24 protein-coding genes are annotated in these 21,861 nt (G+C 65.3%); 1 reads left to right on the plus strand and 23 read right to left on the minus strand.

The window, feature by feature from the left end:
• Positions 1 to 181: 181 nt before the first annotated feature.
• From rpsO to rimP, 7 genes are all read right to left on the minus strand, one after another.
• Positions 182 to 451, minus strand: a complete 270-nt coding sequence (rpsO, locus tag ACT4OC_RS11290; RefSeq protein WP_444839066.1) for a 30S ribosomal protein S15 — start codon at positions 449 to 451, stop codon at positions 182 to 184.
• Positions 452 to 453: 2 nt separating this feature from the next.
• The gene (truB, locus tag ACT4OC_RS11295; protein ID WP_444839067.1) at positions 454 to 1,542 is read right to left on the minus strand and encodes a tRNA pseudouridine(55) synthase TruB; all 1,089 of its coding nucleotides are present in this window, start codon (positions 1,540 to 1,542) and stop codon (positions 454 to 456) included.
• Positions 1,539 to 1,958 (minus strand): 30S ribosome-binding factor RbfA, encoded by a 420-nt coding sequence (gene rbfA, locus ACT4OC_RS11300; RefSeq protein WP_444839068.1) that lies wholly within the window; start codon positions 1,956 to 1,958, stop codon positions 1,539 to 1,541. Before rbfA ends, truB begins: the two co-directional genes overlap by 4 nt.
• A gap of 154 nt (positions 1,959 to 2,112) precedes the next feature.
• Positions 2,113 to 4,731, minus strand: a complete 2,619-nt coding sequence (infB, locus tag ACT4OC_RS11305; RefSeq protein ID WP_444839069.1) for a translation initiation factor IF-2 — start codon at positions 4,729 to 4,731, stop codon at positions 2,113 to 2,115.
• Between the two features lie 92 nt (positions 4,732 to 4,823).
• Complete coding sequence (locus ACT4OC_RS11310) at positions 4,824 to 5,519, minus strand: RNA-binding protein (RefSeq protein WP_444839070.1); 696 nt, start codon at positions 5,517 to 5,519, stop codon at positions 4,824 to 4,826.
• Positions 5,520 to 5,544: 25 nt separating this feature from the next.
• Positions 5,545 to 7,158, minus strand: coding sequence for a transcription termination factor NusA (gene nusA, locus ACT4OC_RS11315; RefSeq protein WP_444839071.1), 1,614 nt, complete (start codon positions 7,156 to 7,158; stop codon positions 5,545 to 5,547).
• Between the two features lie 3 nt (positions 7,159 to 7,161).
• The gene (rimP, locus tag ACT4OC_RS11320; RefSeq protein WP_444839072.1) at positions 7,162 to 7,911 is read right to left on the minus strand and encodes a ribosome maturation factor RimP; all 750 of its coding nucleotides are present in this window, start codon (positions 7,909 to 7,911) and stop codon (positions 7,162 to 7,164) included.
• A 361-nt stretch (positions 7,912 to 8,272) separates the two neighbouring features.
• On the opposite strand from rimP, the gene ACT4OC_RS11325 reads away from it, so the two are divergent.
• Positions 8,273 to 9,355 (plus strand): DUF2336 domain-containing protein, encoded by a 1,083-nt coding sequence (locus ACT4OC_RS11325; RefSeq protein WP_444839073.1) that lies wholly within the window; start codon positions 8,273 to 8,275, stop codon positions 9,353 to 9,355.
• Between the two features lie 172 nt (positions 9,356 to 9,527).
• Here the strand turns inward: ACT4OC_RS11325 and trmB are convergent, their stop codons facing one another.
• The 16 genes from trmB to ACT4OC_RS11405 all read right to left on the minus strand — a co-directional run bounded on the left by trmB (position 9,528) and on the right by ACT4OC_RS11405 (position 21,861).
• Positions 9,528 to 10,241: a tRNA (guanosine(46)-N7)-methyltransferase TrmB gene (gene trmB / locus ACT4OC_RS11330; RefSeq protein ID WP_444839074.1), complete on the minus strand. Its 714-nt coding sequence runs from the start codon at positions 10,239 to 10,241 to the stop codon at positions 9,528 to 9,530.
• A complete protein-coding gene (locus ACT4OC_RS11335) occupies positions 10,238 to 10,399 on the minus strand; it encodes a hypothetical protein (protein ID WP_444839107.1) in 162 nt (53 codons plus the stop codon). Before ACT4OC_RS11335 ends, trmB begins: the two co-directional genes overlap by 4 nt.
• Before the next feature lie 72 nt (positions 10,400 to 10,471).
• Positions 10,472 to 10,909 carry a helix-turn-helix domain-containing protein gene (locus ACT4OC_RS11340; protein WP_444839075.1) on the minus strand — a complete coding sequence of 146 codons (438 nt, stop codon included), beginning with the start codon at positions 10,907 to 10,909 and terminating at the stop codon, positions 10,472 to 10,474.
• Between the two features lie 201 nt (positions 10,910 to 11,110).
• Positions 11,111 to 12,724 (minus strand): apolipoprotein N-acyltransferase, encoded by a 1,614-nt coding sequence (gene lnt / locus ACT4OC_RS11345; RefSeq protein ID WP_444839076.1) that lies wholly within the window; start codon positions 12,722 to 12,724, stop codon positions 11,111 to 11,113.
• Complete coding sequence (locus ACT4OC_RS11350; protein ID WP_444839077.1) at positions 12,721 to 13,860, minus strand: hemolysin family protein; 1,140 nt, start codon at positions 13,858 to 13,860, stop codon at positions 12,721 to 12,723. Before ACT4OC_RS11350 ends, lnt begins: the two co-directional genes overlap by 4 nt.
• A 6-nt stretch (positions 13,861 to 13,866) precedes the next feature.
• Positions 13,867 to 14,370: an rRNA maturation RNase YbeY gene (gene ybeY / locus ACT4OC_RS11355; RefSeq protein WP_444839078.1), complete on the minus strand. Its 504-nt coding sequence runs from the start codon at positions 14,368 to 14,370 to the stop codon at positions 13,867 to 13,869.
• A 65-nt stretch (positions 14,371 to 14,435) separates the two neighbouring features.
• Positions 14,436 to 15,491: a PhoH family protein gene (locus ACT4OC_RS11360; RefSeq protein ID WP_444839079.1), complete on the minus strand. Its 1,056-nt coding sequence runs from the start codon at positions 15,489 to 15,491 to the stop codon at positions 14,436 to 14,438.
• 4 nt (positions 15,492 to 15,495) lie between these two features.
• Positions 15,496 to 16,887, minus strand: a complete 1,392-nt coding sequence (miaB, locus tag ACT4OC_RS11365) for a tRNA (N6-isopentenyl adenosine(37)-C2)-methylthiotransferase MiaB (RefSeq protein ID WP_444839080.1) — start codon at positions 16,885 to 16,887, stop codon at positions 15,496 to 15,498.
• Positions 16,888 to 17,072: 185 nt separating this feature from the next.
• Positions 17,073 to 17,492 (minus strand): GFA family protein, encoded by a 420-nt coding sequence (locus tag ACT4OC_RS11370; RefSeq protein ID WP_444839081.1) that lies wholly within the window; start codon positions 17,490 to 17,492, stop codon positions 17,073 to 17,075.
• A gap of 196 nt (positions 17,493 to 17,688) precedes the next feature.
• Positions 17,689 to 18,006 (minus strand): addiction module antidote protein, encoded by a 318-nt coding sequence (locus ACT4OC_RS11375; RefSeq protein ID WP_444839082.1) that lies wholly within the window; start codon positions 18,004 to 18,006, stop codon positions 17,689 to 17,691.
• Between the two features lie 73 nt (positions 18,007 to 18,079).
• Positions 18,080 to 18,757, minus strand: a complete 678-nt coding sequence (locus tag ACT4OC_RS11380) for an HAD family hydrolase (protein ID WP_444839105.1) — start codon at positions 18,755 to 18,757, stop codon at positions 18,080 to 18,082.
• Between the two features lie 78 nt (positions 18,758 to 18,835).
• Positions 18,836 to 19,297 carry a Fur family transcriptional regulator gene (locus ACT4OC_RS11385; RefSeq protein WP_444839083.1) on the minus strand — a complete coding sequence of 154 codons (462 nt, stop codon included), beginning with the start codon at positions 19,295 to 19,297 and terminating at the stop codon, positions 18,836 to 18,838.
• A 47-nt stretch (positions 19,298 to 19,344) separates the two neighbouring features.
• Positions 19,345 to 19,827, minus strand: a complete 483-nt coding sequence (gene rimI, locus ACT4OC_RS11390) for a ribosomal protein S18-alanine N-acetyltransferase (RefSeq protein WP_444839084.1) — start codon at positions 19,825 to 19,827, stop codon at positions 19,345 to 19,347.
• Positions 19,827 to 20,525 carry a tRNA (adenosine(37)-N6)-threonylcarbamoyltransferase complex dimerization subunit type 1 TsaB gene (gene tsaB / locus ACT4OC_RS11395; protein ID WP_444839106.1) on the minus strand — a complete coding sequence of 233 codons (699 nt, stop codon included), beginning with the start codon at positions 20,523 to 20,525 and terminating at the stop codon, positions 19,827 to 19,829. Before tsaB ends, rimI begins: the two co-directional genes overlap by 1 nt.
• Positions 20,526 to 20,616: 91 nt before the next feature.
• A complete protein-coding gene (locus ACT4OC_RS11400) occupies positions 20,617 to 21,186 on the minus strand; it encodes a NifU family protein (protein WP_444839085.1) in 570 nt (189 codons plus the stop codon).
• A 180-nt stretch (positions 21,187 to 21,366) separates the two neighbouring features.
• Complete coding sequence (locus tag ACT4OC_RS11405) at positions 21,367 to 21,861, minus strand: universal stress protein (RefSeq protein ID WP_444839086.1); 495 nt, start codon at positions 21,859 to 21,861, stop codon at positions 21,367 to 21,369.

Here is a 21,861-nt window from a genome sequence, read left to right on the forward strand (position 1 = left end):
CGTCAGTCTCGGGCATCTTGCCCTGCCCAGCGGCCGGATTGCTGCTGGACGTTACTTCGCATGATCCTTCACTCAATTCGGGATCATGGCCTTGTGCATGATCGTCTTTCGGGAATCGAAAGCCGGGTCTTCCGTAAAGATCATGCGAAAACGCACGCCAGCGGCGTGCGTCGTGACGTGCTCAGCGACGGATGTTGTGCTTTTCGAGCAGCGCCTTGTAACGCGCCTCGTCCCTGTTCTTCAGGTAGTTGAGCAGGGAACGGCGCGTCGACACGAGCTTCAAAAGGCCACGGCGGGAGTGATTGTCCTTCACGTGGGTCTTGAAATGTTCGGTGAGGTTGTTGATGCGTTCCGACAGGATCGCGACCTGGACCTCGGGAGAGCCGGTGTCGCCGGCCTTGGTGGCGTTGGTCTTGATGACTTCCGCTTTGCGCTCTGCGGCAATCGACATCGTCAAACTCTTTCATCGTTGCGACCGGAGCTGGCGACCAGCCCGGTCAGGTTGAACACGCGCTTGGGGATGAGTTCGCCATTGCCAAGCTCGGCAAGCGCCAAAAGCCGGCCTGCCACCGTGACATAGACTGTGCCGCTACTATTGGGCGCATCCCGTCCGCGCAACAAAACGGCCTGGCCCCGATGGAGCCTTGCCGCGTCCGCCCGTGTGACGGCCAGTGCCGGGATGTCGTCCAGCGCGGTCTCAACGGGCAAAAGCGCGTCGGCGAGGCTTCCCTCGCCGGACGCGGCTCTATTACACAAAGCCTCCAATTCTTCCAGCAGAATCATGTCCGCTTCCGTAAACGGCCCGACCAGGGTACGGCGCAGCGCGCAGATATGGCCGAAACAGCCCAGAATTCGGCCGATATCGCGGGCCAGCGCCCGGACATAGGTGCCCTTGCCGCATTCGGCATCGAACACCGATCGATTGCTATCTACTTGTTCTACAAGGGATAAATGGTGAATCTCGACCGGGCGGGGGGCCAGCTCGACCTTCTCGCCGTCGCGGGCGAGGTCATAGGCGCGCTCACCCTGCACCTTGATGGCCGAATATTGCGGGGGGATCTGCTCGATCAGGCCGGTGAAGCGGGGCAACAGGGCAGAAATCGCCTCGGCCGTCGGGCGCAGCTCGCTCGTTTGGATGACCCGGCCCTCGGTGTCGTCGGTGTCGCGCTCCTCGCCCCAGCATACCGTGAAGCGATAGCGCTTGCGGCCGTCCATCACGAAGGGGACGGTCTTGGTGGCCTCGCCCAGCGCGATCGGCAAGCCGCCGGAGGCCAGCGGATCGAGGGTGCCGGCGTGGCCGGCGCGCTTGGCGTTGAACAGGCGCTTCACCACGGCGACGGCCTGCGTCGAGGTCATGCCGATCGGCTTGTCGAGCACCACCCAGCCGTGGACGTCGCGGCGGTCGCGTTTTGTCTGCTGCTGCTTGTTGGCGCGCGGATCGTTGTTGGCGCGGCGCGGCTCGCTGCGCGGGTCGGAAAAAATATTTTCGTTCGCGTCGCGCGACTGCGCGTCGATCGCGCCATTCGCCGTGGTCACGGTCATTCTTCTTCGTCCTGTCCGGGTGCGAGGTCTCTCTGCACCGCAGGTGTTCGCAGTAATTTCTCGATCCGTTCCGCTTCGTCGAATCGCTCGTCGGCGTGGAATCGAATGTCAGGTGCAAATTTCAGGTTAACGCGACGCGCGATCTCGCCGCGCAGATACTTCTTGTTGCGGTCGAGCGCGGCGATCACACGCTCGGTGTCGCGTCCGCCGAGCGGCATCACGTAGATGGTCGCGAGTTTGAGGTCCGGCGACATCCGCACTTCCGGCACGGTGACGATGTGGCCTTCGAGGTCGGCATCGTGCACGCTGCCGTGGCTGAGAATGTCGGCGATCGCATGCCGCACCGTCTCGCCGACGCGCAACTGCCGCTGCGAGCCGCCGGGCGCGGCGCCTTTTTTCTGGTGATGGCGAGGCATTATCGTCTTCTCAAAACCGCCATGGCCCGCGCGGCTCGCGGGCGACAGCGTCTTTCTCGTTCAATCGGGACAGGGCGTGGATGGCCGGAACAGGTCCGGCCATGGCGCCTTTAGTTCACTTCGAAAAAATCCAGTCGCTTTGTAAGATTCGGACTTACAGCGAGCGCTGGATCGTCTCCACACGATAGCACTCGATGACATCGCCGGCGCGCATGTCGCCGTAGTTCTCGAACGCCATACCGCATTCCTGGCCGGCCTGCACTTCCTTCACTTCGTCCTTGAAGCGCTTCAGCGTCGACAGCTTGCCCTCGTGCACGACAACGTTGTCGCGAATGAGGCGGACGTTGGCGCCGCGCTCCACGGTGCCGTCGGTGACGCGGCAGCCCGCGACCTTGCCGACCTTGGAAATGTTGAAGATTTCCAGGATCTGCGCGTTGCCGAGCATGGTTTCGCGCAGCGTCGGCGCGAGCAGGCCCGACATCGCCTTTTTGATGTCGTCGACGAGATCGTAGATGATGTTGTAGTAGCGGATCTCGATGCCGTTGCGCTTGGCCGCAGCCGCCGCTTCCTTGTTGGCGCGGACGGAGAAGCCGATGATCGCGGCGTTGAAGCCTTCCGCGAGCGTCACGTCGGATTCGGAGATGCCGCCGACGCCGGCATGCAGGATGCGGGCGGCGACTTCGTCGGTGCCGAGCTTCTCCAACGAGCCCAGGATCGCTTCCAGCGAGCCCTGCACGTCGGCCTTGACGATCAGGGGGAATTCCTTGCGGCCCGCGGTCTTGAGCTGCGACATCATCTGCTCGAGCGAGCCGCGCATGCCGGAGATGGAGGCAGCGGCGTTCTCGCGCTTCTGATGCGCGCGGTAGCTGGTGACCTGGCGGGCGCGGGCTTCGTTCTCGACCACGGCGAGACGATCGCCGGCTTCCGGCGGGCCGTTGAAGCCGAGGACTTCCACCGGCACGGACGGGCCGGCCTCTTCGAGGTTCTCGCCCTGGTCGGAGATCAGCGCGCGGACGCGGCCCATTTCGGCGCCGGCCACGATGATGTCGCCGATGCGCAAGGTGCCGCGCTGGACCAGCACGGTTGCCACCGGACCGCGGCCGCGGTCGAGCTTGGCTTCGATCACGGTGCCTTCGGCCGGGCGCTGCGAATTGGTCTTCAGCTCGAGGATGTCGGCCTGCAGCGCGATCATTTCCAGCAGGCGATCGAGGTTGGTCTTGTTCTTGGCGGACACCTCGACGTCGACGACTTCGCCGCCGAGCGATTCGACCTGCACTTCGTACTGCAACAGCTCGGTGCGCACGCGCTCGGGCTTGGCATCGGGCTTGTCGATCTTGTTGATCGCCACGATCATCGGAACTTTCGCGGCTTTGGCGTGGTTGATGGCTTCCACCGTCTGCGGCATGACGCCGTCATCGGCCGCCACGACCAGCACGACGATATCGGTCACCTTGGCGCCGCGGGCGCGCATCGCGGTGAACGCGGCGTGGCCTGGCGTGTCGATGAAGGTGATCTTCTTGCCGCTCTCGGGCGAGGTCACCTGATAGGCGCCGATATGCTGGGTGATGCCGCCGGCTTCGCCGGACACCACGTTGGCGTGGCGCAGCGCGTCGAGCAGCGAGGTCTTGCCGTGGTCGACGTGGCCCATCACGGTCACGACAGGCGAACGCGGCTCGGTGTCGGTGGAATCGTCGACCACGTCGAACAGGCCCTCTTCCACGTCGGAGGCGGCAACGCGCTTGACGGTGTGGCCAAGTTCCTCGGCGATCAGCTGCGCGGTGTCGGCGTCGATCACGTCGGTGATCTTGTGAATCGCGCCCTGCTTCATCAGCATGCGTATGATTTCGACCGCGCGCTCCGACATGCGGTTGGCGAGTTCCTGGATGGTGATCGCTTCGGGAATAATCACTTCGCGGATCAACTTTTCCTTCGCCTCGTTCGAGGCATGGCCCTTCAAGCGCTGGGTGCGGCGGCGGAACGAGGCGATCGAACGCTCGCGTACCTCGTCGGCGTTGAGCGCGGTGGTGACGGTGAGGCGGCCGCGCTGCTTCTGCGGGCCGGGCCTGTGGGTGGTTTTCGGCGCAGCCACCGGGCGCACCGCGCCGCCGGGGCCGCGGCGGACCAGGCGCGGGCCTTCATCTTCCTCGGCTTCCACTGCAACGCCCGGCGCCTTGACGGCGGCTGGCGCGCGGGCGGTCGTGGTGGCGGGCTTGGCGGCTGCCGCCGGCTTGGCTGCTGCGGCCTCGGCTTCGCCGAAGCGGCGCTTGGCTTCCTGCTCGGCCTTGCGCTTGGCCTCTTCTTCCTGGCGATGGCGCTCTTCCTCAGCCTTGCGGCGGGCTTCGGCGGCCTCGCGCTCGGCCTGTTCGATGCCCTCGCGGCTGGCGCGGCGCTTGGCTTCCTCTTCGGCGATCCGGCGCTCTTCCTCCTCGCGAACCTTCGCGTCGGCCAGCGCGCTGGCACGGGCGGAACGCTCATCCTCCGTCAGCGTCCGCAGCACGACGCCGGAACCTGAGCGCGGCGCGGCCGGAGCGGAACGTCCGCCCGGCGCGGGCCTGGCGGGCGCAGCCTTGGCGACGGGTTCGGGCGCGGGTGCGTCGGCAGGCGAGGCGGTCTCGCCGGGCAGGCGGCGCTTGCCGCGCTTCTCGACCACAACCTGCTTGCTGCGGCCGTGACTGAAACTCTGGCGCACGGTGCCGGTCTCGACCCGCGGCTTCAGCGACAGGGTCTTGCTCGGCATGCTCAACTTGTCGCCAGGCGTCTTGGTATCAACCATTCAGCAGTCCTAATCTCGTTACCTTGTGCGCATCGCGCACATTGATTGCAGTGTGTCGTCAGCCAGCGTGTCGTCAGCCAGAATTCGTGTCGTCAGCCAGAATTCTTTGCCGCCCCGGCCGTCTTGTCGTCGTCCGCCATCCGGTATCGGACCAGGATCTGGCTACGCGACAGGAAGGTCTTGCCCGCCGGGCCCGCGAGCAGCGCAGCATGTATCACATTTGCCCGCCCTAGTGCCAAATCCAATTCTGCCGATGTCAGCGCGGTGACAACAGGGAAAGGCGGGGATTCACCATGATTCCCGCCCCTTTGCCGCACCATGGCGTCCAATTTGCGGATTCCGTCCGCCGCCCCGTCCGAAGCGTGGATCAAGGCCAATACCCGGGACCTTGCCTGACCCCCGGTCAGGGCCTCTTCGACCTTGGCAAAGCCCGCAACCACCTGGCCGGCCTTGGCCGCCATAGCCAGCGCCTCGACGGCGCTGCGCACCAGCAGGTTTTCGGTATCGGAGGCCAAGGTCTGGGCGGCGCGGACGTCCCGTTTGAACCCACGGCTGAATTGGCTACGCCGCACCGCCTCCGCAACCCGGGTCCGGGAGGCCGTGATCCAGAGACCGCGGCCGGGCAGCTTGCGCTTGAGGTCGGGAACCACCTCGCCCTGCGGTGAGAGGACGAACCGGATCAGTTCCTCGACCGGCCGCACCTCGCGGCTGACCGCGCACATCCGCATCGTCGCGGACCTGTCGGTCCGCGGCCCGTTATCGAGTTCGGGATCGGCGGTGGCGAGCATGCGCGGGGCATCTCCCTGACGCTCTTTAAGCGGCCGGCTGGTCTTCGGAGGCCTCGGTCTCCGCAGACTGCTTGACGAGCTCTTCCTCGGTGATCCAGCCCGCCTTGACGCGCGCCTGCAGGATCAGGGCCTCCGCATCCTCGCGGGAAACCTCGATGCCATCGAGGAAGCCGGCGTGCTTGACCGGCTCGCTGCCTTCCTTGCGCTCGGTCCAGCCGACGAGGTCGTCGGTGGCGCAGCCGGCGAGGTCCTCGACCGTCTTGACGTCGTTCTCGCCGAGCTTGACCAGCATCCTGGAATTGATGCCGGGGACGTTCTTCATGTCGTCCTCGACGCCGAGCTCCTTGCGGCGGCCTTCCAGCTCGGCCTCCAGCGCCTCGAGATATTCCTTGGCGCGGTTCTGCAGCTCGGTGGCGGTTTCTTCGTCGAAGCCTTCGATCCCGGCAAGCTCGCGCACGTCGACCAGCGCCAGTTCCTCGACCGAGGTGAAGCCTTCGGAAGCCAGCAACTGGCCGACGACTTCGTCGACATTGAGCGCTTCCATGAAGACGCGGGTCGAATTCTCGAAGTCGGCCTGGCGGCGCTCGGACTCTTCCTGTTCGGTCAGGATGTCGATATCCCAGCCGGTCAGTTGCGAGGCGAGGCGGACGTTCTGGCCGCGGCGGCCGATCGCCAGCGACAGCTGGTTGTTGGTATCGGGCACCACGACCTCGATGCGCTCGCGGTCCTCGTCGATCACGACCTTGGCGACTTCGGCCGGCGCCAGCGCGTTGACAACGAAGGTCGCAATGTCGGGCGACCACGGAATGATGTCGATCTTCTCGCCCTGCAGCTCGTTCACCACCGCCTGCACGCGCGAGCCGCGCATACCGACGCAGGCGCCGACCGGGTCGACGGAGGAATCGCGGGACACCACGCCGATCTTGGCGCGCGAGCCGGGATCGCGGGCGACCGCCTTGATCTCGACGATGCCGTCATAGATTTCCGGCACTTCCTGCGCGAACAGTTTGGCCATGAACTGCGGATGGGTGCGGGACAGAAAGATCTGGGGCCCGCGGGTTTCGCGGCGGACGTCGAAGATATAGGCGCGGACGCGGTCGCCGTTGCGGAACACCTCGCGCGGCAGCATTTCGTCGCGGCGGATGATGGCCTCGCCGCGGCCGAGATCGACGATCACGCTGCCATATTCGACGCGCTTGACCACACCGTTGACGATGTCGCCGATGCGGTCCTTGAATTCCTGGTACTGCCGGTCGCGCTCGGCCTCGCGCACCTTCTGCACGATCACCTGCTTGGCGGATTGCGCGGCGATACGGCCGTATTCCAGCGGCGGCAGGGTGTCGGCGATGGTGTCGCCGATCTGGGCGCCCGGATTGGCTCTGCGGGCATCGGCCAGCGAAATCTGGTTGGCGTGGTTCTCGACGTTCTCGACCACCAGCATGTGGCGCGACAGCCTGAGCTCGCCCTTCTTGGCGTCGATCTCGGCATGCACGTCGGTCTCGCTGCCGTAGCGGGCGCGCGCCGCCTTGGCGATGGCGTCCTCCATCGCGGCGATCACGATGCCGCGGTCGATCGACTTTTCGCGCGCAACGGCGTCTGCGATCTGCAGCAGTTCGAGTTTGTTGGCGCTGACTGCCATGGTCTAGTCTCCTTCGGTAGGATCGATTTCGCCCCTGCGCGCGCGCTCGGCGGCGAGGCGATGTTGCTTGGTGTTCTCGGGTGGCGGCTTCTTCTTCGGTTTGTGACCTTTCGACAGGTCGCGCTTGGCATGCTCGGGCAGCGGTGGCTCGAGCCCGAGATCCCTGCGCATCTCGCGCTCGGCGGCCTTGCCGCGCCGCATCGATTCCGCAATCAACTCGTCGGTCAGGACGAGCCGCGCATCCGCGATCTCCTCCATGACGAGCAATGTCTCGGGCTCTTCGCCGGCCTTGACGTCGTCGCGCTTCAGCCGCACGGCATCGCCTTCGACGCCCATGATTGTACCGCGAAAACGCTTGCGGCCGTGAGCGGCAATCGACATTTCGATTCTGACGAGATGGCCGGCGTGGCGCTCGAAATCGGAACGGCGCACCAGCGGCCGGTCGATGCCCGGCGAGGAGATTTCGAGGCGATAGGCGCGCTCGATCGGGTCGGCGATGTCGAGCACCGGCGACAGCGCCCGCGACACCGCCTCGCAATCCTCGATCAGCATGGTGCCGTCGGGCCGTTCGGCCATGACCTGCACGGTGCAGCCGGCTTCGCCCGAGACGCGGATGCGGACCAGCCGATAACCCATGCCTTGCAGCACCGGCTCGGCGATCGCCGACACCCGCGCCGCCAGGCCCGGCTCGACCACGAGGCGCGGCTCGGCCAGCAATCCGGCATCCACGGAAGGCGCGGTTCGATCGGTCATCACCAGGTTCAAGTTCGCTCGTTTATGCAGGTTTGACAGGAGCTTAGCTCAGGTCCGGTCGGCTTCCCCGAAACGCTGCCCGAGCCCATTTTCGGGCGGGCCTCGTTCAGGTAATAAAAAAGAGCGGGTCCCGGGGGGCCCACTCTCAATACGCGATCGTATGAGACATGTAAGTTGCTGCCGATATAGCGGTTTTGCCGCCCTCCGGCAAGGCCCTACAGGCTGCAAAGGCTCCCGGAGCGGCCCGTTAAGCAAGAAAATGAGCCCGTCAAAGCCGATTTGTCACGAAAACCCTTCGTTCACCTCGCCTGCCTAGATTGCCGGCAAGCCCGGCAATGTGCGGCCGGGTCGAGTAGGTTGGATGGCTTTCGCGACTTCACTGATCCCCGGGCTCGATGAAATCGTCAGGGGTGACGATCCGAACCGGCGTGCCGATGCGGCACGGCGAATCGCCGAGATGTTTCTCGAAGGTGCGGCCGGCTTCCGGCCCGAACATGTCGACATTTTCGACGGTATCCTGACGGGGCTGGTGCCGCGCACCGGGCTCGCCATCCGCGCCGACATCGCCGAACGGCTGGCCTGCCTCGCCAACGCGCCGCGCAACCTGGTCGGCCAGCTCGCGCGCGAGGACGAGATCGCCATCGCCGGCCCCTTGCTGCGCCACTCGCCCGTCATCGGCGAAAACCTGCTGGTCGAAATCGCGCGCGAAAAAGGTCAGCAGCATCTGCTGGCGATGGCCGAGCGGCCGACGCTCTCGACCGGCCTCACCGACGTCATCGTCCGCCGCGGCGACCGCGAGGTGGTGCGCCGCACCGCGGGCAATGCGGGCGCCGCGTTCTCCTCGTCGGGCTACTCGGCGTTGGTCAGGCGCGCCGGCCAGGACGGCGTGCTGACGCTTGCCATCGGCCAGCGCGAGGACATCTCCGACGATAATCTCAAGGAATTGCTCGCCGGCTCGATCGATGCGATCCGGCGCCGCCTGCTCGAGGCGGCCAAGCCGGCGCGGCAGGCCCGGATCAGGCAGGCGATGAGCGATATCTCCGGCATGATGGCGCCGGTCGAAGGCCGGCGCAATTTCGAGGCGGCGCAGCTCGCGGTGCTTTCGCTGCATGCCGCCGGCAAGCTCAACGAAAGCGCGCTGCTCGAGTTTGCCAAGGCGCACAAATACGAGGAATCGATCGCAACGCTCTCGGCGATGTCGGGCGTGAAGATCGCTACCCTCGACCGCCTGATCTCGGGCGACCGCTACGATCCGATCCTGATCGTCAGCAAGGTCATCGGGCTCGAATGGGCGACCGTGCGCGCGCTGATCCTGCTGCGCATCGGGCCCAACCGCGTGCCCTCGCAGGCCGACATCGAGGGCGCCCGCGTCAACTTCGCACGGCTGATGCCCTCCACCGCCGAGCGGGTGGTGACGTTCTGGAAGACGCGCCAGGCGGCGTAGCTGCGTCCGCGAGCGGGGCAAGCGCATGGTGTGGGAGGCGACCGACGTGAAGAAGGCGCGGATGGCGGGGCAGTGACTCTCTCCCCTCATGGTGAGGAGGCGCACTTGCGCCGTCTCGAACCATGAGAGCCCGTGGCCCATCCTTCGAGACGGCCGCTTCGCGGCCTCCTCATCAGGATGAGGTCCGCCGGAATCGCAAATACGCCGACACCCGTCCCTCGCGCTCGGCCTTTCGGCCGTAGCGTGTCATGGTGTAGCCATCCCACGGCTGCTGCCAGTCGACCGCGCGCTCGGCTAGCCAGGTGAAATCCGGCGCGCGCGATAGATGCGCCAGCGTCCAGGCGCAGTAATCGGCGATATCGCTGACGAAGCGGAATTCGCCGCCTGGCTTGATCGCCCGCGCCATCGCCGCAACGGTGGCGTCCTGCACGAAGCGCCGCTTCCAGTGCCGCCGCTTCGGCCAGGGATCGGGATGGATCAGGTCGATTCGCGCCAGCGAAGCCGCCGGCACCCACGCCAGCAGCTCGACTGCATCGCCGGCGAACAGGCGAATGTTTGAAATGTTGTGCGTCTCGATCTGCGCGAGGATTTTTGCCATGCCGTTGACATAGGGCTCGCAGCCGATGAAGCCGACGTTCGGAAAGGCCAGCGCTTCGGTGACCAGATGCTCGCCGCCGCCAAAGCCGATCTCGAGCCTGACATCGTCGCGCGGCCGGTCGAAGATCCCGGTGAGTTGCGCGGGCGCGGAAATGTCCAGTGCCAGCCGCGGCAGCAGCGTCCCGATCAGGTCGGCCTGATAGGCGCGCAGCTTGTGGCCCTTGCGTCGGCCGAAGAACGAGGCTTGCCCGTGCTTGTGCTCGCGGTCGGGATTGGAGGGTCGCATCATCGCAGCGTCTGGAACAGCCGGGCCCGCGGCTCGATCGAGGAGATGTACATCTGCTCGTAATGGGTATGCGCGCCTTCGGCTATGAGCTCGCCGAGCCAGCGGCGAGTGCCGTCGAGGATGACTGAAGCGTCGAAACGATTCCTGGGTGTCGCTGCCATTGGCCGTCGCTGGTTTGCGAAATCAGGCCATTGTCATGCGACGACGTGCCGCGCGGCGTCAATCCCGCCGCTTCATGGGATTTTCGCCGATTTCTCGCCGTTTACGCCGGCTTCACGGTCCGCAATCTGCTCGACCAGGTCGACGATGCTGCGACGGAGCTTCGAGTCGTGAATGCGGGTGAACGCGCGCGTCAGCGCAAGTCCCTCGGAAGTCGCGAGAAAATCGGAGATATAGGCGGGCGATGCGCTCTCCGCGGAGCTCTCGCTCAGCGCAATGCCGCTCGGGCCGCCGTCGAACAGGAACGACACCGGCACCTGCAACACTTCGGAAATCTGCTGCAGCCGGCTGGCGCCGACGCGGTTGGTGCCCTTTTCGTATTTCTGGATCTGCTGGAAGGTAAGGCCGAGGGCTTCGCCCAGCTTTTCCTGGCTCATCCCCAGCATGATACGGCGCATCCGCACCCGGCTGCCGACATATTTGTCAACAGGGTTCGGCGCTTTGGTCGACATCTCCAACTCTCCTTGGATTTTGCGCTGGAGATGCACCCAACGCGAAAACCGTCACATTCTGCTCGGAGGAAGGAGCGCTTCGAACAATGAACTGACTGGTTGAATTCGGGCCGCACAATGCGAAGTGACATGGCGACCTGTCAACCTTTGGAACTTCGACGTATTCTAAATTCTTGCAGCGACCGAGCTCCGAAACCGATTTCAGAAATTTTGCTGCTTCGCGCGCCGGTACATGACGAAAATCAGGGCAATCAGCAGCAAAGTCGCGGCAGGAATGTTCGGATACCGTGCATATATCGTCGGAGCAATCGCCGATGGAAGATTGGCATCCAAGACACCTTCGATGCCGAGACCGAGCTGCGCGACGATTCGTCCCATCGGGTCGATCACCGCCGATATTCCGGTGTTGGCGGCGCGCACCACCGGCAGGCCTTCTTCGATCGCGCGCAATCGCGCCTGCTGCAAGTGCTGGTAGGGCCCGGTCGAAATTCCGAACCAGCCGTCGTTGGTCAGGTTGACGATCCAACCGGGGCGATCGGTGCCGTCGGCCACTTCGCCGGAAAAAATCGCTTCATAGCAAATCAGCGGCAGCGCGCGCGGCGCATTCGGAATGTCGAGCGGACGCCGCCGGGTGCCCGGAATGTAACCGCCCTGAACCTTGGTGAGCTGGCTGAAGCCGAGCTTTTCCATCCAGTTCTGGAACGGAAGGAATTCGCCGAACGGGACCAGATGCAGCTTGTCATAGACCGACAGCACGCTGCCGTCGTGGTCGATTACATAGATCGAGTTGTAGGCGCGCCTGACCGGCCGGCCCTGCGGCGCATCGTCGGGCACGCGCACCGCGCCTGTTATCAGCACCGTGCCCTTCGGCAGCAGCTCCGCAATCTGCGCCATCGCATCGGCTTCGCGGGTCAGGAAGAATGGGAAAGCGGATTCCGGCCAGATCAGGATGCTGGCGTCGCGCACCCCGGTGGACTGCGGCCCCGAGGCGCGATCCGACAGCGCCAAGTATTTCTGCATCACAAGCTGCTTGGCGGAATAGTTGAATTTGACGTCCTGCTGCAGGTTCGGCTGCATGATGCGCAGCTTGACGTGCGACACCATCCTGGTCGGCAACAGCGAGAGCCGCACCGCGCCGAAAATTCCCAGCGCCAGCAGGACCGCGAGTGCGGCGGCCGGCGCGATCCACGGCCTGCGCCGCGTCTTGCCCTCGATCAGCGTTGCGGGGCTTGCGAAGATCGCAACTGACAGGAACGTCATGCCCCACAGCCCGATCACCGAAGCGATCTGCGCCAGCGCCAGCGGCGCCGACAGCGCGTGGCCATAGGCGTTCCAGGGGAAGCCGGTCAGCAGATGGCCGCGCAGCCATTCGCTCGCCGTCAGCGTCACGGCGAGGGCGATGATCCGCGAGGCATCCCTGGTCCACAGCAGCCGCGCCAGCGCAAAGCCCAGCGCCGGATAGAGCGCGAGATAGGCGGGCAGCCCCAGCACGGCGAAGGGCGACAGCCATGCGAAGGTCGGTGCGTCGACGAAGAAGGCGTAGCCGGTCCAGTACAGGCCCGGCACGAAATAACCGAGGCCGAAGCAGAAGCCGGACAATGCCGCCGCCGGCACGCCGCGCCATTTGCCGGCCGCGGCGCCGTCGATCAGCCAGACCAGAACCGGAAAGGTCAGGAACAGGATCGGCCAGGCATTGAACGGCGCCATGGCGAGCGCCGACAGGCTTCCGGCCGCGAGCGCAATCGCCGCGCGGGTCCATCCCCAGGCGAGGATGATGGCAAGCGCGGCGGCGCGGAGCTTGTCGCTGATCCTCACTGCGAAGCGGCTCCATCGCCGGAGCGCGCCGTCGTATCGCTGCCCGGTTCGCCGGCCTGCGGCTGGCTCGGGTCGGAGGCGGCTTCGCGCCGGCTACGATCGCGCTCCTTGCGCGGCGCCGGGCGCTCCTTGCGCGGCGCGATCCGCAGCCGCTTGACGCGGCGCGGATCGGCGTCGAGCACTTCGATCTCGAAATTGCCGGGACCCGCAATCAGTTCGCCACGCACCGGCAGCCGCCCGACATGGGAAACCAGATAGCCGCCCAGCGTTTCGACGTCCTCGCCGGCTTCGCCGGTGACGAACTCCGCGCCGATGAGCTTGCGAACGTCGTCGAGGCTGGCGCGGGCGTCCGCAATGAAGGAGTTGTCGGCCTGCCGCACGATCGCCGGCGGCTCGTCGCTGTCATGCTCGTCGTCGATCTCGCCGACCACCTGCTCGACGATGTCCTCGATCGACACCAGCCCGTCGGTGCCGCCATATTCGTCGACGACCAGCGCCAGATGAACCCGCGAGGCCTGCATCTGGGCCAGCAGGTCGATCGCCCGCATCGAGGGCGGCACATAGAGCAGCTTGCGCGTGATGTTGGCTTCCGACAGCGGCAGCGCGAGGTCGACCGTGCGCAGGTCGAGCCCGGCGGGAAACGGCTTCTTGCGCCGCGTCTTGGTCGCATCGCCGACGCGGGCCTTTGCCGTCACGAAGGCCAGCAGGTCGCGGATGTGCACCATGCCCTCGGGATCGTCGAGCGTCTCGTTGTAGACCACGAGGCGTGAATGCGCAGCGCTCTCGAACAGGGTCATCAGCTCGCCGAGCGGAATGTCGCGCTTGACCGCGACGATGTCGGCGCGATGCACCATCACGTCCGCGATGCGCCGTTCGTGCAGCGAGAGGATGTTGCGCAGCATGGTGCGCTCGATGACGGAGAAGCCGACGTCCTCCGGCGTCGTGGCGTCCAGCACCACCTTCAGGTCGTCGCGCACGGAGCCGGCCTTCCAGCCGAACAGCGTGCGGATCGCGCGCAGCAGCCAGCTTTCTGCGGCCGGACGCAGCACCTCGCCTTGCTGCACGACGGCCGGCAGATTGCCGGGGGCGCGCTGGCTTTCCGCAGGTTTCTCTGGGCTGGGTTCGGAGTCCGGCATTTCAGTTCACCCGTTCCCGCTTCCCGCATACGGATCGGGAATGCCGAGCTGGGCGAGGATCTCGCGTTCCAGCGCCTCCATCGCCTCGGCGTCGTCGTCGTTCTCGTGATCGTAGCCGACCAGGTGCAGGAAGCCGTGCACCGCGAGATGGCTCAAATGATGGTCGAACGGCTTCTGCTCCTCATCGGCCTCCCGCCGCGTCGTCTCATAGGCTATCGCGATGTCGCCGAGCATGCGCGGCATGTCGTCGGGCGCCTCGCCGGCCGGCTGCAGCGCCGGAAAGGATAGCACGTTGGTTGGCTTGTCGATGCCGCGCCAGTTGCCGTTCAGCGTGCGGATGCCGCCGTCATCGGTCAGCATCACCGCGAGTTCGGCATCGCCGGTGTCGGCATCGGCGATGTCGGCGGCCGCCGCGATGGCGCGATGAATCACGGCTTCCGCGCCCGGCTCCGCCTGCCAGCAGGGGGCGGTGACGAGGACTTCGGTCTGGGGCAGGGCGGGGCGCGCCATCGTTCTCGGAACTTGGAGACGGCCGGAACCCGATTGCCTCGGGTTTCCGGCGGCAGTTTGTTGGGTCAAGATTTTCCGGTTGCCGGCCGTGCCGGCAATCCCTCATAGGCAGCGACGATCCGCGCCACCAGCTCGTGGCGGATGACGTCCTCGGCCGTGAACTTCACTTGCGAGATGCCCTCGACGCGGTCGAGCAGCTTGCAGGCTTCGGCAAGGCCCGAGGCCTGCCCGGTCGGCAGGTCGATCTGCGAGGGATCGCCGGTGACGATCATGCGGCTGTTCTCGCCGAGGCGCGTCAGGAACATCTTCATCTGCATCGAGGTCGTGTTCTGCGCCTCGTCGAGGATGATGACGGCGTTGGTCAGCGTGCGGCCGCGCATGAAGGCGAGCGGCGCGATCTCGATCTCGCCGCCCTGCAGCGCGCGCTCGACGATGCGCGCATCCATCAGGTCGTAGAGCGCGTCGTAGATCGGGCGCAGATATGGATCGACCTTCTCTCTGAGGTCGCCGGGCAAGAAGCCGAGCCGCTCGCCGGCTTCCACCGCCGGACGCGTCAGGATGATGCGGTCGACCTCCTTGCGCTCGAACAGCTGCGCCGCATAGGCGACCGCAAGCCAGGTCTTGCCGGTGCCGGCGGGGCCGACGCCGAACACCAGCTCGTGGCGCTTCAGCGCGCGGATGTAGGAATCCTGCGCGGCGGTGCGCGCGCGCACCGGGCGCTTGCGCAGATTGATGGTTTCGAACTGCGACTTCGCCGCCTTTGCGTCGTATTCGAACAGCGAGCCCTGCGCGATCACCGCGCGGATGGCGCCTTCGACCTCGCCCTGGTCAAGGTCGTGGCCCTGGCTTGCCTGCGCATAGAGCGTTTCGAGCACGCGCCGCGCGGCGTCGCAGCCGTCGTTTGTGCCGGCGATGGTGATGTGGTTGCCGCGGGAATCGACGACGACGCCGAGCCGGCGCTCGATCAGCGCCAGGTTCTGGCCGTAGGGACCGACCAGGGCGGAAACGGCGCGGTTCTCGTCGAAGTCGATGACGACTTGCGTCTCAGGCGGAATTTGCATGTCGCGGTCGAGTTTGCGGCTGGGAGCGAGCGAAGGCGAATCCGATGCGCTTTTGGCCAAGGGCTCAGGCTCCAGTGGTCATTCGGGATTCGGCGGGCGGCGCGGCGGGCGCGGCGAGATGGCCGAGCAGGCTGTAACGCTCGAGGCTCTCGACATGCACCGGCAGCACCTTGCCGACGATGTCGGGCGAAGCCATCACATGCGCGGGTTGCAGATAGGCGGTGCGGCCGACGATCTGGCCGTCCTTGCGCGCGGGCCGCTCGAACAGCACATCGACCGTCGTGCCAATCGCAGCCAGGTTGAAGGCCGATTGCTGGCTGTCGATCAGTTGCTGGAGGCGCTCCAATCGCTCGTCCATATCGGCCTGTGACACCGTCTCCCGCAAGTCCGCCGCCGGCGTTCCCGGCCGCGGCGAATATTTGAACGAATAAGCCGCAGCGTAACCGATTTGCCCGACCAGCGCGAGGGTGGCGGCAAAATCCTGTGCGGTTTCCCCGGGAAAGCCGACGATAAAATCCGATGAAAATGCAATGTCTTGGCGCGCGCGCCGGAAACGCTCGACGACATCGAGGTATTCGGCAGCGGTATGCCTGCGGTTCATCGCGGCGAGGATGCGGTCGGAGCCGGACTGCACCGGCAGGTGCACGAACGGCATCAGCGCCGGGTTGTCGCGATGCGCCGAGATCAGGGAGTCCTCGACATCGAGCGGATGGCTGGTCGAATAACGCAGGCGCAGCACGCCTTCGATCTCGGCAAGGCGGTCGAGCAGCTTGCCAAGCGGCCAGCTCCGCCCGTCCGGTCCTTCGCCGTGATAGGCGTTGACGTTCTGTCCGATCAGCGTGATCTCGCGCACGCCGTTATCGGCGAGCCGCTTGACGTCGTCGACGATCTTTTCGACCGGCCGCGACACCTCGGCGCCACGCGTATACGGCACCACGCAGAAGGTGCAGAACTTGTCGCAGCCTTCCTGCACGGTGACGAAAGCGGAAATGCCGCGCGCGCGGATCGCATCCGGCTTCGGCGCGGCGAGGAAGCCGAACTTGTCCTCGACCGGAAACTCGGTCTCCAGCGCGCGCCCGTCGCGTTTCGCGCGCGCCAGCAGCTGCGGCAGATGATGGTAGCTCTGCGGTCCAACCACGACATCGACCACGGGCGCGCGGCGGATGATCTCCTCGCCCTCGGCCTGCGCCACGCAGCCGGCCACCGCGATGCTGACCTGTCGCCCGCTTGCCGCGGCTTCTTCCTTCATCACGCGCAGCCGCCCAAGCTCGGAATAGACCTTTTCCGAGGCCTTTTCGCGGATGTGGCATGTGTTGAGGATGACGAGATCGGCGTCTTCCGCGCTCGCCGTTTCGACAAAGCCTTCAGGCGCCAGCGTGTCCACCATGCGTTGCGCATCGTAGACATTCATCTGGCAGCCATAGGATTTGATGTGCAGCTTGCGCGGCGGCGTCATGGAACCTGTAAGGGAGCTAGCGGCGCCATTCTTGGCGCAGGGCTCAAATATAGCCTAAGGGGCCGGAAATCCAGTGGAATAGCCGTCGTTTAGCGCGTCATTCCGGGTCTGGTCCTTCGGACCATCCCGGAATGACGAACGGTGGGTAGTGTCTCAGTTTGAATTTTCGGACGACAGAGCAGCGATCAGGGCTCCATCATAGGCTGTGCTCCAACCGGTGTGGTCGCGTATTTGGGGAGACCATCGCTCCAGTGCAGCCAATGCAGCCGCTCGTTCCAATGCATATGAAAATCCGGCTGAAAATCCTCGGGATTTTCTAGGCTCGCCGCATACAGATGAATCTCATACGGAAACTTGTCATGCTCAAAGGCGATCGGGGTTCCGCAATCGCCGCAAAACATGCGACGCGCACCGGGAGACGAAGCATAGACTTTCGGCATCTTTCCGGTAAAGGAAAGGGCCTCGTTGGGAACACCGAACCATGTAGTGAACGGGGACGAGGTGTTGCGGCGGCAGCTTTCGCAGTGGCAATGCCCGCGCCAGTTCTCCGCCCCGGAGAACTCGAAAGACACAGCACCGCAAAGACACTTTCCCCGCTTTGCCATCACCCGACCTCCATTCATGCCCGAGTAAAGAAAGCGGCACGAGATCAAGGGCAGTATATCTCACTTTCAATGGAACAGGTCCCGCTCGTCCTGAGCTTTGTCGAAGGGTGCGCGCTGGGGCGCCTTCGACAAGGTCAGGTTGAGCGCAGTTTTCAAACTGAGACACCACCGAACGGTGAGACCTGGCTCCGCTCCATCAAGCGACCCGGCGCCGCCTTGATGTTCGTCCCCTCGCCGCGGGCCGCGCCGAGAGCGTGAGGCCCAGCGCGCGGACGATACGCATGACCGTGGCGAATTCTGGATTACCGGATTCCCCGAGCGCCTTATATAGGCTCTCACGGTTCAGGCCCGCATTTTTTGCGACCTCTCCCAATCCGCGTGCACGCGCAACGAGACCAAGCGCGTCACGCACGAAATCAGCATCGCCGGTTTCGAGCGCTGCTGAGATATAGGCAACCTGACGTTCTTCGGTGTCGAGATAATCGGCGGCATCAAATCGTGTCGTCTTGATCATCACAAAGTCTCCGCCAGCATCTGAGCCTGCCTGATGGCGCACTGCTCAGGATCGTCGGATTACAAAGGATTGGCTAGCCTGCGACTTCGGCTGCAACCCGCTGAGCCAGATCCGGCAATTGCCGCATATCGTCGAACACCGCAGCCGCGCCGGCTGCGAGCAGCCGGTCGCCATAGCCTTGGCCGCAATGGCTGCCGCCATGGAAACCGAGCACGGTCATGCCGGCGGCGAGGGCGCCCTCGATGCCGGCCAGGCTGTCCTCGATGACGAGGCATCGCGCAGGCGCAGCCCGCATCTGTTCGGCGGCGAACAGGAACAGGTCCGGCGCCGGCTTGCCATTCCGTACCTGCACCGCAGAAAAGATGTGCGGTGCAAAGCGCTCGTACAGACCGACGTGATTGAGACTGGTGCTGATCTTCTCGGGCGGCCCGCTCGACGCGACGCAAACGGGTGTTGCAATCTCGGTCAGCGCCTCGGCGATGTGAGGTGTTGCTTGCAGAGAAGTCGCAAACAGCCGGAAAATCTCCGCATACACTTGGGAGTGGAAGTCATCCGGCAGGCGGCTGCCCAATTCCGCCTCGATTTCGTGGATCGACTGACGCATCGAGCGGCCGAGAAAGCGCTCGAGCACCTGCTCTTCGGAAATCGGATAGCCGTGCCTCGTCAGCGTCTGCGCATGCGCGCGGCAGGAAATGACCTCGCTGTCGACCAGCACGCCGTCGCAGTCGAAGATGACGAGATCGAGGTTCACGTTATTTGTTTGACGCGTTTTCTTCACGCGAACCGGTTTCCACTTCGCTTGAAAACGCTATGGGCAATTGCGACGAGGTCAGTTCTTGTCGTCGTCGAGCGGCACGCAATACAGCTCCAGCCGGTGGTCGACCAGCTTGTAGCCGAGCTTGCGGGCGATCTCGGCCTGCAGCTTCTCGATCTCCTCCGAGGTGAACTCGATCACCTTGCCGTCGCGCAGGTTGATCAGGTGGTCGTGGTGGCTGTCGCGCATCTGCTCGTAGCGGGCGCGGCCCTCGCGGAAATCGTGCCGCTCGATGATGCCGGCATCCTCGAACAGCTTGACCGTGCGATACACCGTCGAGATCGAGATCTTATCGTCCACCGCCACGCAGCGGCGATACAGTTCCTCGACGTCGGGGTGATCTTCCGCTTCCGCCAGCACGCGCGCGATCACGCGGCGCTGCTCTGTCATGCGCATCCCGGTGGCGGCGCAACGCGCCTCGATGCCGGATGCCTTGGCCGACGGTAATGGCGCGGAGGAGGGTTTCAGTGCGGTCATGGTTTGGCCCTGAACGGAGACGGCGGTGGTTTGCCATCTTACGCAGCTTACGACAAGTCGCGCCGCATCAGAAGCGCATTCAGCTGTTCCCCGCCGGCTTGCTGGTAGTACCTTTCGCGGCGGCCGACGACGGCAAATCCCATGCGTTCGTACAACCTTCGCGCCGGCAGGTTGTTCTCCTCGACCTCCAGAAATATCTTTCTGATGCCCCTCCCGGCGAGGTGGCCGAGATGGGTGAGCAGCAAATTGCGCGACAGGCCGCGGCCGCGATGGCGCTCGTCGACCGCAATCGACAGGATCTCCGCTTCATCGGCGGCCATGCGCGACACCGCAAAGCCGATCACGTTGCGGCCTTGCCTCAGGCGGTGCACCAGCGTGTTGCGCTCGCGCAGCATCACGTCGAACTCGCCTTCGCCCCAGCCGCGATGAAATGACGCGCCATGCAGCTGCGCCAGCCGCGCTGCGTCGCGGGGCGTTGCGGGCTCGACCACGGCCGCGCCGCCGCCCCACCAGTCCGATAGCCATCCCATCACGTCGCCTGCGTTTCCGTGGCGCGCGGCAATCGATCGGCCGGCGGCTTGGCGTCCGGCGCGCGCAGGTAGAACGGCCGCGGCGTCGCCACGGCCGGATCGACCGCAGCGGCAAGCCACGCCACCCAGACGATGTCGGGCGCGGCCTGCTGATCGACCTTGACCGGCGGACTCGCATCCTTCGGCCAACGCTCGGCGAGAAGATCGGCGGCGTTGCCGACCAGGAGCGGCGCCCCGAAGCGCGAGGCGGCGAGCGCTTCCTCCATCGAAGCCAGGCGCGGCGTCAGCAGCGCTTCGCCGTGGCCGGTCACGACCTGCAGATAGACGTGGTCGTGGCGGGCATCGATCGCGGCGACGATCGGATTTTGGCCGTGTTCGCTGACATGCGGCGCGGCGTATGCGGCGAGGGTGGTGATGCCGACCGCCGGCTTGTTGGCGGCCAGCGCGATGCCGCGCGCCGCGGACAGGCCGACGCGCAATCCGGTGAAGCTGCCGGGGCCGGTGGTGGCGGCAATGCGGTCGAGCGCGGCGAAACCGAGGCCGGACTCTTTCATCACGCGCGCGACCAGCGGCATCAGCGCCTCGGCATGGCCGCGCTTCATCGCCTGTGATTCCTGCGCGACCATCTTGCCGCTGTCGGTGTCGAGCACAACAGCGGCGCAGGCGTCGAGCGCGGTATCGATGGCGAGGATCAGCATGGGAGGCAAGCGAATGGCGAGTAGCGAATGGCGAATGGAATATTCGAGTTGATCCCTATTCGCCACTCCCTGTTCGCCATTCGCCCGCTCATCACATCGGCCGGACTTCGACCACGTCGGGCAAGAAATGCCGGAGCAGGTTCTGGATGCCGTGCTGCAGCGTCGCGGTCGAGGACGGGCAGCCGGCGCAGGCGCCCTTCATGTTGAGATAGACGATGCCGTCCCTGAAGCCGCGGAAGGTGATGTCGCCGCCGTCATTGGCCACCGCCGGACGCACGCGCGTCTCGATCAGGTCCTTGATCTGCGCGACCGTGTCGGCGTCCGCCTCGCTGAAGAATTCGTCGGCTTCGTCCGCCTCCTCGTCGTTGGCGGCGGAGCCGTCGGCGAGCAGCGGCGCCCCGGACATGTAGTGCTCCATGATGGAGCCGAGGATGGCGGGCTTCAGGTGCTGCCAGTCGCCGCCGGCCTTGGTCACGGTGATGAAATCGTAGCCGAAGAACACGCCGGTCACGTCGGGCACCTCGAACAGGCGCGCGGCGAGCGGCGAGCGGTGGGCGGAATCGCGGCTGGTGAATTCCAGGGTGCCGGCATCGAGCACGACGCGGCCCGGGATGAATTTCAGCGTGGCGGGATTGGGGGTGGCTTCGGTCTGGATGAACATGATCTTCTCCGGCGTCGCCGGTTCAAGGCCGGCGCGTGAGGTCTCCTTAGCAGATGGCGTCGCGCGGCGCACGGTCAAGGGCGCGACGACGGCGTTTCCGCATTGCGTCAAGGACTTACAGCATGGTTCCGGCAGGTGCGCCTTGCGCTGGCGCAAGGCGGGCAGGCCCACCAGGCGGGCTCAAGACAGGCCGTCGATTTCGGCGTCGCTCAGCGCGCCCGAGATGACCATCAGGGGGATCGGGAACAAGCCGACCGTCTTGGCCATGGTCGATATGATCGGGCCCGGGCCCTCGGGGCCGGGATTGGCGGCCAGCACCAGCATGGAAATGTCGGGATCCTTGTCGATCACGTCGAGGATCTGCTCACCGGGACTGCCCTCGCGAATCACCCGCTCCGGCGTGATGGCGGCAACCCCGTTGGCGCGGCCGGAAGCGCGGTCGAGCGCTTCGTTGGCGGCCTCATAGGCCTCCGCGCGCATCACCTCGGCGACCCCCAGCCATTGCTGGTTGGCATCCTCGGTCTCGATCACCCGCAGCATCACCACGCCGCCGCCGACCCGCATCGCCCAGCGCGCGGCATAGTAGACCGCGCGGTCCCATTCCGCGGTGTCGTCGACGATGACAAGGCATTTTGGCTTGTGACCCGATTCGTAAGCGTGTCGCTGACTGGTCAT

It is taken from the genome of Bradyrhizobium sp. (assembly GCF_052389815.1).
In the GTDB taxonomy this organism is placed as follows: Bacteria; Pseudomonadota; Alphaproteobacteria; order Rhizobiales; family Xanthobacteraceae; genus Bradyrhizobium.